The organism is Halomonas maura, assembly GCF_030409305.1.
GTDB classification, from domain to species: domain Bacteria; phylum Pseudomonadota; class Gammaproteobacteria; order Pseudomonadales; family Halomonadaceae; genus Halomonas; species Halomonas maura.
In genome coordinates this window covers 84069-99074 of sequence record NZ_JAUFPQ010000017.1, presented here as the reverse complement: position 1 = coordinate 99074, position 15006 = coordinate 84069, and the positions used below count along the sequence as shown (strand labels likewise).

Annotated in this window: 16 protein-coding genes and 2 tRNA genes; 12 read left to right on the top strand and 6 right to left on the bottom strand. The window is 66.8% G+C overall.

Translation table 11 applies throughout. The annotated features are described in order from the left end of the window. Nucleotides 1-106: 106 nt before the first annotated feature. On the top strand, nucleotides 107-817 hold the full coding sequence (locus QWY76_RS10525) for a hypothetical protein (RefSeq protein WP_290311140.1): 711 nt from the start codon (nucleotides 107-109) through the stop codon (nucleotides 815-817). Here QWY76_RS10525 and QWY76_RS10520 read toward each other — a convergent pair. Beyond that, nucleotides 809-1429 carry a TetR family transcriptional regulator gene (locus tag QWY76_RS10520; RefSeq protein WP_290311139.1) on the bottom strand — a complete coding sequence of 207 codons (621 nt, stop codon included), beginning with the start codon at nucleotides 1427-1429 and terminating at the stop codon, nucleotides 809-811. The genes QWY76_RS10525 and QWY76_RS10520 overlap by 9 nt on opposite strands. A 178-nt stretch (nucleotides 1430-1607) precedes the next feature. On the opposite strand from QWY76_RS10520, the gene QWY76_RS10515 reads away from it, so the two are divergent. Then, nucleotides 1608-2639, top strand: coding sequence for a succinylglutamate desuccinylase/aspartoacylase family protein (locus tag QWY76_RS10515; protein ID WP_290311138.1), 1032 nt, complete (start codon nucleotides 1608-1610; stop codon nucleotides 2637-2639). On the opposite strand, the gene dusA is transcribed toward QWY76_RS10515, so the two are convergent. Beyond that, on the bottom strand, nucleotides 2640-3635 hold the full coding sequence (dusA, locus tag QWY76_RS10510; RefSeq protein ID WP_290311137.1) for a tRNA dihydrouridine(20/20a) synthase DusA: 996 nt from the start codon (nucleotides 3633-3635) through the stop codon (nucleotides 2640-2642). A gap of 160 nt (nucleotides 3636-3795) precedes the next feature. Here dusA and QWY76_RS10505 point away from each other — a divergent pair, with 160 nt between their 5' ends. The 3 genes from QWY76_RS10505 (at nucleotide 3796) to QWY76_RS10495 (ending at nucleotide 5095) form a co-directional block, all read left to right on the top strand. Beyond that, the gene (locus QWY76_RS10505; RefSeq protein ID WP_290311136.1) at nucleotides 3796-4032 is read left to right on the top strand and encodes a hypothetical protein; all 237 of its coding nucleotides are present in this window, start codon (nucleotides 3796-3798) and stop codon (nucleotides 4030-4032) included. A gap of 91 nt (nucleotides 4033-4123) precedes the next feature. After that, complete coding sequence (locus QWY76_RS10500) at nucleotides 4124-4444, top strand: TraR/DksA family transcriptional regulator (protein ID WP_290311135.1); 321 nt, start codon at nucleotides 4124-4126, stop codon at nucleotides 4442-4444. A gap of 60 nt (nucleotides 4445-4504) precedes the next feature. Further along, nucleotides 4505-5095: a hypothetical protein gene (locus tag QWY76_RS10495; RefSeq protein ID WP_290311134.1), complete on the top strand. Its 591-nt coding sequence runs from the start codon at nucleotides 4505-4507 to the stop codon at nucleotides 5093-5095. A gap of 12 nt (nucleotides 5096-5107) precedes the next feature. Here the strand turns inward: QWY76_RS10495 and QWY76_RS10490 are convergent, their stop codons facing one another. Beyond that, on the bottom strand, nucleotides 5108-5695 hold the full coding sequence (locus tag QWY76_RS10490; protein ID WP_290311133.1) for a helix-turn-helix domain-containing protein: 588 nt from the start codon (nucleotides 5693-5695) through the stop codon (nucleotides 5108-5110). A gap of 100 nt (nucleotides 5696-5795) precedes the next feature. Further along, on the bottom strand, nucleotides 5796-6536 hold the full coding sequence (locus QWY76_RS10485) for an SDR family NAD(P)-dependent oxidoreductase (RefSeq protein WP_290311132.1): 741 nt from the start codon (nucleotides 6534-6536) through the stop codon (nucleotides 5796-5798). Nucleotides 6537-6692: 156 nt separating this feature from the next. On the opposite strand from QWY76_RS10485, the gene gltX reads away from it, so the two are divergent. The 3 genes from gltX (at nucleotide 6693) to QWY76_RS10470 (ending at nucleotide 8546) form a co-directional block, all read left to right on the top strand. Beyond that, complete coding sequence (gltX, locus tag QWY76_RS10480) at nucleotides 6693-8171, top strand: glutamate--tRNA ligase (protein ID WP_290311131.1); 1479 nt, start codon at nucleotides 6693-6695, stop codon at nucleotides 8169-8171. Nucleotides 8172-8372: 201 nt separating this feature from the next. Further along, nucleotides 8373-8448: transfer RNA gene (locus QWY76_RS10475), tRNA-Ala, on the top strand. Between the two features lie 22 nt (nucleotides 8449-8470). Beyond that, nucleotides 8471-8546, top strand: a tRNA-Glu gene (locus tag QWY76_RS10470). 432 nt (nucleotides 8547-8978) lie between these two features. On the opposite strand, the gene QWY76_RS10465 is transcribed toward QWY76_RS10470, so the two are convergent. Further along, entirely contained in the window at nucleotides 8979-9869 is an 891-nt protein-coding gene (locus tag QWY76_RS10465) for an NAD(P)-dependent oxidoreductase (RefSeq protein ID WP_290311130.1), read from the bottom strand. A gap of 85 nt (nucleotides 9870-9954) precedes the next feature. Beyond that, nucleotides 9955-11241, bottom strand: coding sequence for a citrate synthase (gene gltA / locus QWY76_RS10460; protein ID WP_290311129.1), 1287 nt, complete (start codon nucleotides 11239-11241; stop codon nucleotides 9955-9957). Between the two features lie 457 nt (nucleotides 11242-11698). Here gltA and sdhC point away from each other — a divergent pair, with 457 nt between their 5' ends. The 4 genes from sdhC to QWY76_RS10440 are packed head-to-tail and all read left to right on the top strand — an operon-like array spanning nucleotide 11699 to nucleotide 14915. Continuing rightward, on the top strand, nucleotides 11699-12076 hold the full coding sequence (gene sdhC, locus QWY76_RS10455; RefSeq protein ID WP_290311128.1) for a succinate dehydrogenase, cytochrome b556 subunit: 378 nt from the start codon (nucleotides 11699-11701) through the stop codon (nucleotides 12074-12076). Beyond that, a complete protein-coding gene (gene sdhD / locus QWY76_RS10450; protein WP_290311127.1) occupies nucleotides 12070-12417 on the top strand; it encodes a succinate dehydrogenase, hydrophobic membrane anchor protein in 348 nt (115 codons plus the stop codon). The genes sdhC and sdhD overlap by 7 nt, the downstream gene beginning before the upstream one ends. Before the next feature lie 3 nt (nucleotides 12418-12420). Next, a complete protein-coding gene (gene sdhA / locus QWY76_RS10445; protein WP_290311126.1) occupies nucleotides 12421-14193 on the top strand; it encodes a succinate dehydrogenase flavoprotein subunit in 1773 nt (590 codons plus the stop codon). A gap of 11 nt (nucleotides 14194-14204) precedes the next feature. Next, complete coding sequence (locus tag QWY76_RS10440) at nucleotides 14205-14915, top strand: succinate dehydrogenase iron-sulfur subunit (protein WP_126485881.1); 711 nt, start codon at nucleotides 14205-14207, stop codon at nucleotides 14913-14915. Nucleotides 14916-15006 lie beyond the last annotated feature (91 nt).

Below are 15006 nucleotides of genomic sequence, written 5' to 3'. Positions count from 1 at the left end.
CGTCGGAGGCATGCGACCAAAGTGGCGCATCGCCCCTGGCGACGCTGGCTACGCTGGGAGAAGACCAACACTTTGCCGGCGAATCGGGCCGGCCGGAGGCGCCGCCATGCATGCCGTTCTCGATCTCGCCACGAGCTTTCCGCTGGTCGTCTTCACGGGGCTACTGGTGCTGCTGGTCGTCTACTGGCTGTTGGTGCTGCTGCGCCTGGCCCCGACCGAACTCTTCGAGCACGACAGCCTCAAGGAGGAGCACCTGGCCAGCACCATGGTCTCGCTGGGCTTCGCCGGGGTACCCGTGTCGCTGGCGCTGAGCGTGCTGATCGTCCTGGCGGGGAGCGTGACCCTGATCGTCGAGCTGGCGGTGTTGCGCTGGTTGCCCCTGGGGTTCTTCCGGATCCCGCTGGGGGTGCTGGTGCTGTGGGGCGCCTTCGCCCTGGCCTCGCCCCTGGCGGCCGGGCTATGCCTGCGGCTGCATCGTCGGCTGCACCGCGCGCCGGAGCGCCTGCCGCGATGCCTGCTCGGCGAACGGGTACGCGTCACCGCCGAAGCCGACGCCGATGGGCGCACCACGGCCGTGCTGGACGAGAATGACGGTCATGAGGTGGTGTTGCTGGGCAAGCCGGGCCGCCTGCCCCGGCCTGGCGAGCGGCATGTCCTGGTCAAGTACCTGCCGGAGGCCGACGGCTATCGCTCGGTGCGGGAGCAGGACTACCTGGATGCCCGCACGCGGCTGGTGCGCCTGCACCTGCTGGAGCGTCACGAACGCCCCCTGGACGATGGCGGCCGCGGGCACAATGGCTCGACGCCGTCAGCCTGAGGCGGGTGCGCGTCCGAGCAGCGTCAGCTGGGCATCGACCAGGGCCATGCCCTGCTCGCTCAGGGAAAAGGCCTCGGGGTCGCGCAGCCAGTCGTGGTAGAGGCCGCTCAGCACCGTCTGCAGCAGGCGGGTGGCGAGCTCGGGGCTGACGTCGTCGCGCAGCAGCCCCCGGTCACGGGCGGCGTTGAAGTAGTCGAGCAGGGCATCCAGGCATTCGCTGGCCATCTCGGCCTGCATGGCCTGGGGATCGATGTCGCTGAAGAACTCGCAGCGGTGGAGCAGGATGGCGTGGACCCGTCGATGCAGCGGCTGTTCCAGGCGCCTGAAGCCCAGCTGGCAACCCAGCCGGATGGCCTCCAGCGGGGCGTCCTTGTCGGCCTCGGTCTCTTCCACCAGTTCCTCGAAAGGCATGCGGACACGGTCCATCATGGCCCGGAACAGGTCGGCCTTGTTGCGGAAGTGCCAGTAGACGGCGCCCCGGGTCAGGCCGGCATGGCGGGCGATCTGCTCCAGGGAAGTGCGGGCGACGCCTTTCTCGAAGAACACCTCCTCGGCGGCATCGAGCAGCGCCGCCCGGGTGGCCTCGGCTTCGGCCTTGGTACGTCTGGCCATGGGGATCTTGCCTCCGGGGGAACGTCGCCCCATTCTACCGGAGCCACCGGCTGTTTTACATTCGTCCATGTATGCCAATCGTCGTCCCGGGGCTCGTCTTTTGGCGAGCCCGAGCGTATAAGGGGACATGCGGAAACACTGTTTCTGTCATACGGTTTTTGCCACACAAGGACGGCTCATGGCCCGTGCCCCCTTCGAACTCGCCGGCGTCCGGGTGGCGCCGGGGTCGCGCAACCAGATCGACGTGCCCGTGGCGCGCCTGTATACCCATGCGCCGCTCTACATCCCGGTGGAGGTGGTGCATGGGCGTCAGCCCGGACCGGTGTTGCTGGTATGTGGCGGCATCCATGGCGACGAGATCAATGGCGTGGAGATCGTGCGACGCCTGCTGCGCTCCCGCCAGATCCAGCGCCTGCGCGGGACCCTGATCGGGGTGCCCATCGTCAACGTGTTCGGCTTCGTGCAGCACAGTCGCTACCTGCCGGATCGCCGCGACCTCAACCGCTGCTTTCCCGGCAGCGAGTCCGGCTCGCTGGGCGGGCGGGTGGCGGCCCTGTTTCGTGAGCAGATCGTCGACCAGGCGACCCACATCATCGACCTGCATACCGGCGCCATCCATCGCACCAACCTGCCCCAGATCCGCGCCCAGCTCACGCCCGATGGCGAGACCGAGCGCATGGCCAACGCCTTCGGCGCCCCGGTCATCCTCAACGCCGACCTGCGTGAGGGGAGCCTGCGACACTATGCCCAGACCCGGGGCATCCCGGTGCTGACCTACGAGGCCGGCGAGGCGCTGCGCTTCGACGAGTGGGCGATCGCCCCCGGGGTGCGGGGCGTGCTGCGGGTGATGCGTCGGCTGGGCATGCTCAGCGGCGAGCAGCGCCGGCGCTCGCCGCCGGCGGCGGAGGTCGCCAACGGCTCGAGCTGGGCGCGGGCCCCCATCGACGGCATCCTCAGGCCCCGGGTACGGCTCGGTGCGCGGGTGGCCAGGGGAGAGTTGCTGGGGCGAGTGGCCGACCCCTTCGGCAACGCCGAGGGGGAGGTGCGCTCCATCGCCGACGGTATCGTCATCGGCATGGGGCGACTGCCGCTGGTCAACGAGGGCGAGGCGCTCTTCCATATCGCCCGCTTCGATGCCATCGAGGAGGCGGAGAGCGCGGTGGAGACCTTCCAGTCCAGCCTGGAACCGCCCCCGGATGCGCTCTACTGATCAGCCGGCCAGGGCGGGCTCGGGCGCCGGCACCAGGCCCAGAGCATCGTCGAACACCGCCAGGCCGGCCCCTTCGCGGTGGGCGTTCTCGGACAGGTGGCGCCGGAAGCGGCGCCCGCCGGGGCAGCCCTGGAAGAGCCCGAGCAGGTGGCGGGTGAGATGGTTGAGCCGTGCGCCCTCCGCGAGGCGGTTGGCGATATAGGGGCGCAGGGCCTCGGCCGCGGCATGGCGGCTCGCCGCCGGGCCCGGCTCACCGTAGAGGCGCCGGTCGACGCCGGCCAGCAGCCAGGGGTTCTGGTAGGCCTCGCGGCCGACCATCACGCTGTCGACGTGGCGCAGCTGTTCCCGGCACTCGTCGAGGGTCTTGAGCCCCCCGTTGATGCCGATATGCAGCTCGGGGTGCTGGGCCTTGAGCCGGTGGACCCGGGGATAGTTCAGCGGCGGGACGTCGCGGTTCTCCTTGGGGGAGAGGCCCTCCAGCCAGGCCTTGCGCGCATGCACGATGAACACCTCGCAGCCGGCCTCGGCGACGGTAGCGATGAAACGCGCCAGGTCGGCGTCCTCGTCCTGGTCGTCGATGCCGATGCGGCACTTCACGGTGACCGGGATGGTCACCGCCGCGCGCATGGCCCTGACGGCCGCGGCCACCTTGGCGGGATGCGCCATCAGGCAGGCGCCGATCAGGTTGTTCTGCACCCGGTCGCTGGGGCAGCCGACATTGAGGTTCACCTCGGCGTAGCCCCAGGCCTCGGCGATGGCCGCGCATTCGGCCAGCTCGCCGGCGTCGCTGCCGCCGAGCTGCAGGGCCAGCGGATGCTCCACGGCGTCATGGCCGAGGAAGCGCTCGCGGGGGCTGCCGTGGAGGATGGCGCCGGTGGTCACCATCTCGGTGTACAGCAGGGCGCGCCGGGTGAGGGTCCGGGCGAAGGCGCGATAGTCGCGGGTCGTCCAGTCCATCATCGGCGCGACGGAGAAGGTGCGGTCGAGATCGGTCATCGGGCATCACGGGCAAGGGGCCAGGGAGAGCGTATTCTACCAGTCGCGGCGCAGGTTGCGAGGGGCGCGACGCCGGCACGTCCTGCCCCCTCGCCCGGGCTATCCTCCATACTGCACAGATCGGCGAGGCGTTTCGCCTTGCCGCCGTGAGGAGCCAGGCATGCATGACGATCTCACCACCTCCCAGCGGGACCTGCTGGCCCGCGTGCTCCAGCATGGGGGGGTGCTGTCCGCGCCCTTCGGGCATGTCGGAGAGGACAGCCAGTTGCCCGGGATCCTGAAGGATATCGATCGTCTGGAAGCTCAGGGGCTGCTGAAGGTGCTGCGTGAGGCCCGGGGCTCGCCCGAGCGCCTCGAGCTCACCGACGCCGGGTATGCCTGTCTGGGCATGACGTGATCGGCGAGCGCTGCCGTGTCAACGCCTATGCTAGGAGAAGCGGCGGCGAACGACCCGCCGCCTCGAGGCATGTTCAGGCAGGAGACACGGCATGAGCGATCGGCAGCAACAGCTGGAACAGCTGCGGGACGAACTCAAGGAGCGGCTGGAACGCTATCGGGCGCACCGGCAGCGTGCGGGCGGTCCGGTAGACAAGGACATGGAGGATCAGCCCCTGCAGACGCGGGACGACGAGGTGGTGGCCTCCCTCGAGGCCGAGGCCGAGGAAGAGCTCAGTCAGGTGCGCCACGCCCTGGCCCGCATCCGCGAGAGACAGGGGGATATCTGCGAGCGCTGTGGCGAGGTCATCGACGTCGGACGCCTGGGGGCCGTGCCCTATGCCACCCTGTGCCGCGACTGCAGCACGGCCTGATCGGCGCAGGCGGCACGCGATGGTAGGCTGGCGATGGAGCCATGGTCAGGGAGGGCGTGCATGAAGGCATGGAAATGGAGTGGCGTGGCCGGTGTGCTGCTCTTGCTGGTCGGCTGCGGCGGCAGCGAGGACGCCGATTCCGCGTCCGATGACACGCAGCGGCTCGGTGGCGTGGCGCAGCCACAGCCACAACCGACGGCTCCGCCGGCACCCGAGGTCGCGCCCTTCGACGAAGCGGTGGCGATCGACATCTCGGCGCGCCTGCGCAGCGACCGCCGCCTGCTGGTCGAGGGCACCACCAACCTGCCGGATACCACGCGCCTGCAGGTCCTGGTGGAGCGCGAGGTGAGCGGCGTACGCTGGCAGGAACGCACCGAGGTCGAGGGAGGCCGCTTCGCTGCGGGCCCGTTCGGCCCCGGCAGCGGCCTGCCGGATGGTGGCTATCGCATCACGGTCAACATGCCGGCCGTCAGCGTCCAGGTCCCCGAGGTCCGCGCACGCCTCGGTGAGCAGGGGGAGTACCTGAGCGGTCCGCTGGTGCAGGAGTCCCGCCATGGACTGGGGCGGGTGATCAGCGCCAGCGAGCGCTTCCTGGTCGGCAGCCAGCCGAGGCGGACCACCGACCAGGTGGAGGTACAGTCACTGGAGTGAGGGGGAGGCCGCTCAGAGGGGCTCGTGACGCCACAGGGCCACGAGTTTGGCGATCAGCCGGCAATCGGGCGTGTAGGGACGGGCCTCGGCGTCATCCTGGCCCTGGAACATCAACTCCCCGGTGGGCCCCTGGTGAACCCGGCGGATCACCAGGCGGCCGCCTTCCTCGACAAGATACAGGCCCGGCTGGCGGAAGATGTCGGTGGGGGCGACGGCCGCCAGGTCACCCTGGAACAGGAAATCGAAGGTCTCCCCCGGGGCCGGCGTCACCAGGTGGCAGTCGCCGTCCCAGCGCTGGCCCGGCGTCAGCTCCATCGGCAGCTCGATGCCCTTGGAGTTGCTGGCCTGCCAGGGTTCGGGAAGCTCGTGGCGCAGGTAGAGGGGGGCGGATCGCGACGTGCCGCCGTCCAGCAGCGCCGAGAGTGGACAGTTGAGGGCCTGGGCCAGGGCCACCAGCCGCTCGTGGCCGATCTGCTTGATGGCCCCGGACTCCCAGTAGGAGATGGTCACGTCCGAGACGCCGACTCGGCGAGCCAGGGCGGCCTTGTTGAGCTTGGCCTCCAGCCTGAGCTGCTTGATCCTTGGGCCGAGTGTATCCATGACGCATACCTGTCAGTGTTAGGAAAGGAAGCATGGTCCGTGATCGTCCATGACTGTGCAATAGCGCGGATCAACGATCGTTCATTCCGAGTTGCTGTCGTCACCAGCAAATCGGCTCGTCGTTCCAGTCGCGAAAGTCGCCGCTGTCCTCCGGTGTCCGCCGGCCCAGGACTCCCAGCAGGCGCTCGGCCACGAAGGGCGTCGAGAACAGCTTGCCCGCAGGGACCCGGGACTGGAAGGGCGCCGACAGGGCGGTATCGGTGGTGCCTGGATGCAGGCACACCACGGTGGCCTGCGGGTTCAGCCGGCGCAGTTCCACCGCGGCGGTCTTCATCAACATGTTATGCGCGGCCTTGCTGGCCCGGTAGGCATACCAGCCGCCGAGCCGGTTGTCGCCGATGGACCCGACCCGCGCCGAGAGGCTGGCGATCAGCGCCGGATGGCGCCCCTTGAGCGCGCCTTCCAGGGCCTTGAGCAGCAGGGCGGGGGTGGCGGCATTGACCTGGAAGAGACGGGTCAGCGACTCGGCGTCGAGATCGCCCAGCGTCTTCTCCGGGGCGATGCCCGCCTCGGCATCGTGCAGCATGCCCAGGGTGTTGATGAGCAGGTGCAGCGGCGCGTCGCCGATCGCCTCGACCAGCCCGTCCCGTCCCCGCGGGGTGGTGATGTCGAGGGGCAGGGCGGTCAGGCGGGCGTCGGGGCGGCGAATCGCCTGCCGACTCACCGCAAGGACCCGGCCGGGCCGTGGGCTCGCCAGCAAGGCGTCGACCAGGGCCGAGCCGATGCCGCCGGAGGCGCCGGTCACCAGGGCCGAGAAGCCGTCGGGAAGCTGGGGCAGCATGGTCGCTCCTTGCGTGTCGTCGAGATATCCAGGGATGGACCGCCGCGGCGGGAAATGATTCCGTGGCCACGGCTGCCCGCCATGGGCGAGGTGCGTATAATGCGGCCATCCGCCCTGGCGCCAGGGCCTCATTCCCACCATTGGACCAAGGACGACATGACCGTACGCACTCGTATCGCGCCGTCTCCCACCGGTGACCCCCATGTGGGCACCGCCTATATCGCCCTGTTCAACCTGTGTTTCGCGCGCCAGCACGGCGGGCAGTTCATCCTGCGGATCGAGGACACCGACCGGGTGCGCTCCACCGGGGAATCGGAGCAGATGATCCTCGACTCGCTGCGCTGGCTGGGGCTGGAATGGGACGAGGGGCCCGATGTGGGCGGCCCGCACGGCCCGTACCGCCAGAGCGAGCGTGGCGATATCTATGGCGAGTATGCCCGCCAGCTGATCGAGGCCGGCCATGCCTTCCGCTGCTATCGGACCAGCGAAGAGCTCGACGCGCTGCGCGAGGAGCGCAAGGCCGCCGGGCTGCAGCTGGCGCTCAAGCCCGCCGACCTGGCCCTGCCCGCCGACGAGCAGGCCCGCCGGGAGCGCGAGGGTTGGCCACACGTGGTGCGCATGCGGGTGCCGGACAGCGGGACCTGCGTGGTCGAGGACATGCTGCGCGGCGTCATCGAGGTGGACTGGGCCCAGGTCGATGCCCAGATCCTGCTCAAGTCCGACGGCATGCCGACCTACCACCTGGCCAACGTGGTCGATGACCACCTGATGGGGATCACCCATGTGCTGCGTGGGGAGGAGTGGATCAACTCCGCCCCCAAGCACCAGCTGCTCTACGAGTACTTCGGCTGGAAGATGCCGGTGCTCTGCCATATGCCGCTGCTGCGCAACCCGGACAAGTCCAAGCTCTCCAAGCGCAAGAACCCGACGTCCATCAACTACTACCGGCGCATGGGCTTCCTGCCCCAGGCGGTGACCAACTACCTGGGGCGCATGGGCTGGTCGATGCCCGACGAGCGCGAGAAATTCACCCTCGACGAGATGATGAGCCATTTCGACATCCAGCGGGTGTCCCTGGGTGGGCCGGTCTTCGACCTGCAGAAGCTGACCTGGCTGAACGGTCTCTACATCCGCGAGGATCTCGACGACGAGGCCTTCCTCAAGGCCCTGCGCGACTGGGCCTTCAACGAGGACTATGTCCGTCGGATCCTGCCCCAGGTGCGCCCGCGGGTGGAGACCCTGTCCGATGTCATGCCGCTGGCCGGACACTTCTTCTCGGGGCTGCCGGCGATCGAGGAGGGCGACTTCGACGCGGTCAAGCTGGGCCGCGAGGACCTGGTCAAGCTGCTGCAGTTCCTGGTGTGGCGCTTCGAGGCGGTTCCGGCCTGGCACAAGGAGAGCCTGCTCGCCGAGGTGAAGGCACTCGCCGCCCACTTCGAGCTGAAGATGAAGGACTTCCTCGCCCCGGTCTTCGTGGCCGTCACCGGCTCGTCCTCCAGCACCTCGGTGATGGACGCCATGGCCATCCTCGGCTCCGACATGACCCGGGCGCGTCTGCGCCATGCCATCGCGGTGCTCGGCGGCGTGTCCAAGAAGCAGGCCAAGCGCTTCGAGAAAGAGTACCGCGAACTCTAATGTAATAGGAAAACGCAGAAGTTCCGTCGCGAGCGACGATAGGCTGGTCGCCGCCGGAGCACAGCGCCCGCAGTGTACCTGCTACATGAGGAGCGCGAGCACCGCCGGCGGCCAGGATATCGAGCGCAGCAGGAAATTCTCGTTTTCCCGTTGACGAAGGCGAGGGGAATCAGTACTATACGCCTCGTCTTCACGAGATCTGGGGCCTTAGCTCAGCTGGGAGAGCGCGACACTGGCAGTGTCGAGGTCAGCGGTTCGATCCCGCTAGGCTCCACCACCATCTCGATCGAAGGCGATGCGTCCCATTCGTCTAGTGGTCCAGGACACCGCCCTTTCACGGCGGGAACAGGGGTTCGAACCCCCTATGGGACGCCACTCCTCAGTTTTATCCCCAGACGCTGACAGCGTCTTTTTTTGTCTCCGCTCCTCGGCTGCCGGGTCATCCGACGACGAGTGCGTCTCATACTATCGCATGATAAAAGTGGTACATTTCCTCTTGACTTGTCCACGAGTCGTGTTCCTGCTCCCTCTTCTGTGAATAATTCATCCGCCAGGCCCCATGCCAGTGGGCTTCTTGATTTATTCCTTTAAAATCAAGCAATTAGATTAGGTTAAAAATTGATCAATCTAAGGCGAAGCCGCTGTTCATGGCGATTTGAGGCGCTTGTCTAGGGGTTTTGAACAGGTTTATCCACAGAATGTGTGGAAAACGCTACAGTGCGCGGACAAGGTCTCGAGAGGCGGCGCGGAGGCGAGCCGGGCTGCCGCGAGGCGGGAGCGCGGTCGCGCCGCTCCCGCCTGCGGTCGTCAGGCCTTGTCCGGGTCGTGCAGGCGGCGCAACAGCGAAGAGGTGTCCCAGCGCCCGCCGCCCATCGCCTGGACGTCAGCGTAGAATTGATCCACCAGGGCCGTCACCGGCAGCCGGGCGCCGAGGCGTCGTGCCTGGTCCAGGCAGATGCCCAGATCCTTGCGCATCCAGTCCACCGCGAAGCCGTGCGCGTACTCATCGTCGAGCATGGTTCGATGACGGTTGTCCATCTGCCAGGAGCCGGCGGCGCCCTGGCTGATCGCCTCCACCACCCGGGTCGCGTCCAGACCGGCCTTGTCGGCGAAGTGCAAGCCCTCGGCCAGGCCCTGGATCAGCCCGCCGATGCAGATCTGGTTGACCATCTTGGTCAGCTGGCCACTGCCAGCCGGCCCCATCAGGGTCACGCTGCGGCCATAGCGCTCGAGCAGCGGGGCGGCGCGCTCGAAATCCGCCGGCTCGCCGCCGCACATGATGGTCAGGGCCCCGGTCTCGGCGCCCTGCTGGCCACCGGACACCGGGGCGTCCAGGAAGCCGATGCGTCGTTCGCGGCAGGCGGCGTCGAGTTCGGCGGCCAGCTCGGCGGAGGCGGTGGTGTGGTCCACCAGCAGGCTGCCCGACGCCATGCCCTGCAGGGCGCCGTCCGGCCCCGTGGTGACCTGGCGCACATCGTCGTCGTTGCCGACGCAGACCACTACCAGGTCGGCGTCTCGGGCGGCCTCGGCCGGCGTGGCGTGGTGACTGCCGCCATGCCTGGCCAGCCAGGCGGTGGCCTTGTCGGTGGTGCGGTTGTAGACCCGGACGTCGAGGCCGGCACCGGCCAGGTGGCCGGCCATGGGATGGCCCATCACGCCCAGCCCGATAAAGGCGACAGTGGAGATGTCTTGCGGCATGTTCGGTTTCCTCGCTTGACGATCTTCGAAACGCGGAAGGCCGCCCGGGGGGCGGCCTTCTTCAGGGATGATGCGCAGTGGCGACTTACTCGCTGGGGTAGTCGCGTTGGTCGTAGCCCACGTAGAGCTGGCGCGGACGGCCGATCTTGTAGCTGGCGCTGATCATCTCGTGCCAGTGGGAGATCCAGCCGATGGTCCGTGATACCGCGAAGATCACGGTGAACATGTTGGTCGGAACGCCCATGGCCTTGAGGATGATGCCGGAGTAGAAGTCGACGTTCGGATACAGCTTGCGCTCGATGAAGTACTCGTCCTCCAGGGCGATCTGCTCCAGGCGCTTGGCGATCCTGAGTTGGGGATCGTCGGCCATGCCCAACTCGGCCAGCACCTCGTCGCAGGTCTCCTTCATGACCTTGGCTCGCGGGTCGAAGTTGCGGTAGACGCGGTGACCGAAGCCCATCAGCTTGAAGGGGTCGTCCTTGTCCTTGGCCTTGTCGATGAAGCGCTGGATGTTCTCCTCGGACTCGTCGCCGATCTCGTCGAGCATGTTCAGCACCGCCTCGTTGGCCCCGCCATGGGCCGGGCCCCAGAGGGCGGCGATGCCGGCGCTGATGCAGGCGAAGGGATTGGCGCCGGTAGAGCCGGCCAGGCGCACCGTGGAGGTGGAGGCATTCTGCTCGTGGTCGGCATGCAGCATGAAGATGCGATCCATGGCCTTGGCGAACACCGGGTTGATCTTGTAGTCCTCGCAGGGGTTGCTGAACATCATGTAGAGGAAGTTCTCTGCATACTGCAGGTCATTGCGCGGATAGTTGAACGGCTGGCCGACGTTGTACTTGTAGGACATGGCCGCGAGGGTCGGCATCTTGGCGATCAGGCGAATGGCGCTGATCTCGCGGTCTTGCTGCTTGGTGATGTCCAGGTGGTCATGGTAGAAGGCCGCCAGGCCGCCGACCACGCCGCATAGGATGGACATCGGGTGGGCATCGCGACGGAAGCCCTTGTAGAAATTGGCCAGTTGCTCGTGGACCATGGTGTGGCCGCGAACACGCCCGGCGAACTCCTGGTAGTGGGCCTTGTCGGGCAGTTCGCCGAACAGCAGCAGGTAGCACATCTCGACGAAGTTCGAATGCTTGGCCAGCTGTTCGATGGGGTAGCCGCGGTGCAGCAGCACGCCCTTGCCACCATCGATATAGGTGATGGCCGACTGGCAAGAGGAGGTCGCCATGAAGCCGGGGTCGTAGGTGAACAGGCCCTGGGCGCCGAGGCCACGCACATCGATGACGTCTGGCCCCACGGTGCCCGAGTAGATCGGCAGCTCGATCGGCTGGTCCAGACCCTCTACCGTCAATGTCGCTTTCCTGTCAGCCATAACTGGCCTCCTCTCGAGTTCATGGTGGCGCGATAAGTCGTGATTTCGCAGAACTTGCCGGCGAAAAGGTTCGCCCACTATAGAAGCGTCTTCGAGATTGTCAATTCGCCCATTGACCTTGCTGTACTGTACGGGAGGTGATTCGCGGTATGGTTTTTGTACAGAAAATGGTGCTCTGCATCATCCGCAGCCCCGGCCCGCCGCGGCCCGTGGCGTCATCGGGACCAGCCCGCTGGCGACGGGATTTTGGGCACCCTCCGTGACCTTCCACCATGGTCGAGTCGACGGGAGGCCAATTTGTCATGGGGGGGGCATAACCCTATAATCCTGTCGCGCGACTGGCAGGAAACGACGATCACGACCCCAGGGTCATGATCCTGTCCCTTCCCGAAACCACCGCCCGTGTCGGGCCTCGCCCGAGTGTCCATCCGCGGGCCAAGAGAGTGTGTAGAGAGCCGTGAATAGCAAACGACCCGTAAATCTGGATCTGTCCACGATACAGTTCCCCCTTCCCGCCTTGACGTCAATTGCCCACCGCATCACCGGCGTCATCCTTTTCATCGGCCTGATCTTCGCCTTCTGGGCCCTCGACACGTCACTGTCGTCGCCCGCCGGCTTCGCCGCCGTGAGCGATGCCCTGGCTCACAACTTCCTGGCCAAGCTGGTCGCCTGGGGTCTGCTGTCGGCGCTGGCCTTCCACTTCGTGGCCGGCATCAAGCATCTGCTGATGGACATCGACATCGGCGTGACCCTCGAGGGCGGCGTCAAGAAGGCACAGATCACCGTGGTGGTGAGCGTGGTCCTGATCATTCTGGCTGGAGTCTGGGTATGGTAACCAACGTCACGAACTTCGGACGCAGCGGTCTTTCCGACTGGCTCGTCCAGCGCGTCTCGGCCATTATCCTGGCCCTCTACACCCTCTTCATCGTCGGCTACCTGCTGTTCCATCCGGGCCTGGATTACGCGACCTGGAGCGGACTCTTCGCCCACACATGGATGCGCATCTTCTCGCTGCTGGCCTTCGTGTCCCTGGCCGCCCACGCCTGGGTCGGGCTGTGGACCGTGACCACCGACTACCTCAAGCCGACCGGCATTCGTATCGCCACCCAGACCGTCATCATCCTGGCCATCTTCGTGTTCCTGGTCTGGGGCATCCAAGTTCTGTGGGGAGCCTGATCCATGTCCAACCTGCGTAGCCTGACCTTCGACGCCATCATCATCGGCGGTGGCGGTGCCGGCCTGCGGGCCGCCCTCGAGCTGGCCAAGTCCGGCAAGAAGACCGCCGTGCTGTCCAAGGTCTTTCCGACCCGCTCGCACACCGTGTCCGCCCAGGGCGGCATCACCTGTGCCATCGCCTCCGCCGACCCCAACGACGACTGGCGCTGGCACATGTATGACACCGTCAAGGGCGGCGACTACATCGCCGACCAGGACGCGGCCGAATACATGTGCTCCGAGGGCCCCAAGGCGGTCTTCGAGCTCGAGCACATGGGGCTGCCGTTCTCCCGCTTCGACAACGGCCGCATCTACCAGCGCCCGTTCGGCGGCCAGTCCAAGAACTTCGGGGAAGGGGGGCAGGCGGCCCGCACCTGCGCCGCGGCGGATCGGACCGGCCATGCGCTGCTGCACACGCTCTACCAGAACAACCTGAAGAACAATACCACCTTCCTCAACGAGTGGTACGCCGTCGACTTGGTCAAAAACGCCAATGGCGATGTGGTGGGCTGCATCGCCATGGACATCGAGACCGGCGAAGTGGTTCACGTCAAGTCCAAGGCCACCGTGCTGGCCACCGGCGGCTCCGGGCGGATCTATGCCTCCACCACCAACGCCCTGATCAACACCGGCGACGGCATCGGCATGGCCCTGCGGGCCGGCTTCCCGATGCAGGACATGGAGATGTGGCAGTTCCACCCGACCGGCATCTACGGCGCCGGCACCCTGGTGACCGAGGGCTGCCGCGGCGAGGGTGGCTACCTGGTCAACAAGGACGGCGAGCGCTTCATGGAGCGTTATGCCCCCAACGCCAAGGACCTGGCCGGCCGCGACGTGGTGGCCCGTTCCATGGTCATGGAGATCCTCGAGGGCCGCGGCTGCGGCGAGAAGGGCGATCACGTCTACCTCAAGCTGGATCACCTGGGCGAGGACGTCCTCGGCAAGCGCCTGCCGGGTATCGTCGAGCTGTCCAAGACCTTCGCCCATGTGGACCCGGCCAAGGAGCCGATCCCGGTGGTGCCGACCTGCCACTACATGATGGGCGGCGTGCCCACCAATGTGCATGGGCAGGCGATCATGCAGGACGCCAAGGGCAACGACAAGATCATCAACGGCCTGTTCGCCTGCGGCGAGGCGGCCTGTGTCTCGGTGCACGGTGCCAACCGCCTGGGCGGCAACTCGCTGCTTGACCTGGTGGTCTTTGGCCGTGCCGCCGGCATGTTCATCGAGAGCGCGCTCAACGAGGGCATCGAGTACCTCGATGCCAGCGAGTCCGACGTCGAGTCGGCCATGCAGCGCATGAACCGCTGGAACGCGTCCGAGAGCGGCGAGACCGTGCCCGAGCTCAAGCGCGAGCTGCAGGACATCATGCAGACCTCCTTCGGCGTGTTCCGCGAGGAGGACAACATGCAGAAGGGCGTCAAGCAGCTGGCCGAGCTCCGCGAGCGCATCGACAACGCCTACTTGCCGGACAAGTCGAACACCTTCAACACCGCCCGGGTGGAGGCGCTGGAGCTCGACAACCTGATGGAGGTCGCCGAGGCCACCGCCATCGCCGCCCTGGAGCGCAAGGAAAGCCGTGGTGCCCATTCGCGCTACGACTATCCGGATCGCGACGATGTCAACTGGCTGAAGCATTCGATGTACTTCCCGGCCGAGAAGCGACTGGGGCAGCGCGACGTCAACTTCGCGCCCAAGACCGTCGACATGTTCGAGCCGAAAGTCCGCACTTACTGAGGGGAGTCACGATGTCCAAGCTTCAGGTATCCCTGTACCGCTACAACCCGGAAACGGACTCCGCCCCCTACATGGAGGAGTTCCAGGTCGACACCCAGGGTCGCGACCTGATGGTGCTGGATGTGCTGCATCTGGTGAAGGAACAGGACAACGGCCTGGCCTACCGCCGCAGCTGCCGCGAGGGCGTGTGCGGCTCCGATGGCATGAACATGAACGGCAAGAACGGCCTGGCCTGCATCACGCCGCTGTCCGAGGTGGTCAAGAAGGGCAAGCTCACGCTGCGTCCGCTGCCCGGCCTGCCGGTCATCCGTGACCTGGTGGTCGACATGGGGCTGTTCTACAAGCAGTACGAGCGTATCCAGCCGTACCTGCAGAACGACCAGCCGGCGCCGGCCATCGAGCGCCTGCAGTCGCCGGAGGAGCGCGACAAGCTCGACGGCCTCTACGAGTGCATCCTCTGCGCCTGCTGCTCGACCGCTTGCCCGTCGTTCTGGTGGAACCCGGACAAGTTCGTCGGCCCGGCCGGCCTGCTGCAGGCCTACCGCTTCCTGGCGGATTCCCGGGACGAGGCGACCCGCGAGCGCCTGGCCGAGCTGGAGGACCCGTTCTCCGTGTTCCGCTGCCGCGGCATCATGAACTGCGTGGCCGTCTGCCCGAAGGGGCTCAACCCGACGCGGGCGATCGGCAAGATCCGCGAGATGCTGCTGGCGAATGCCACTTAAATCGTGGCCGTCGGCTTGTTATCATACGCACCGGCCCTGAGCTGCGGCACGTGGTCGCAGCCTTGACCCGGTGTGTCGTCGAAGAGCCGGT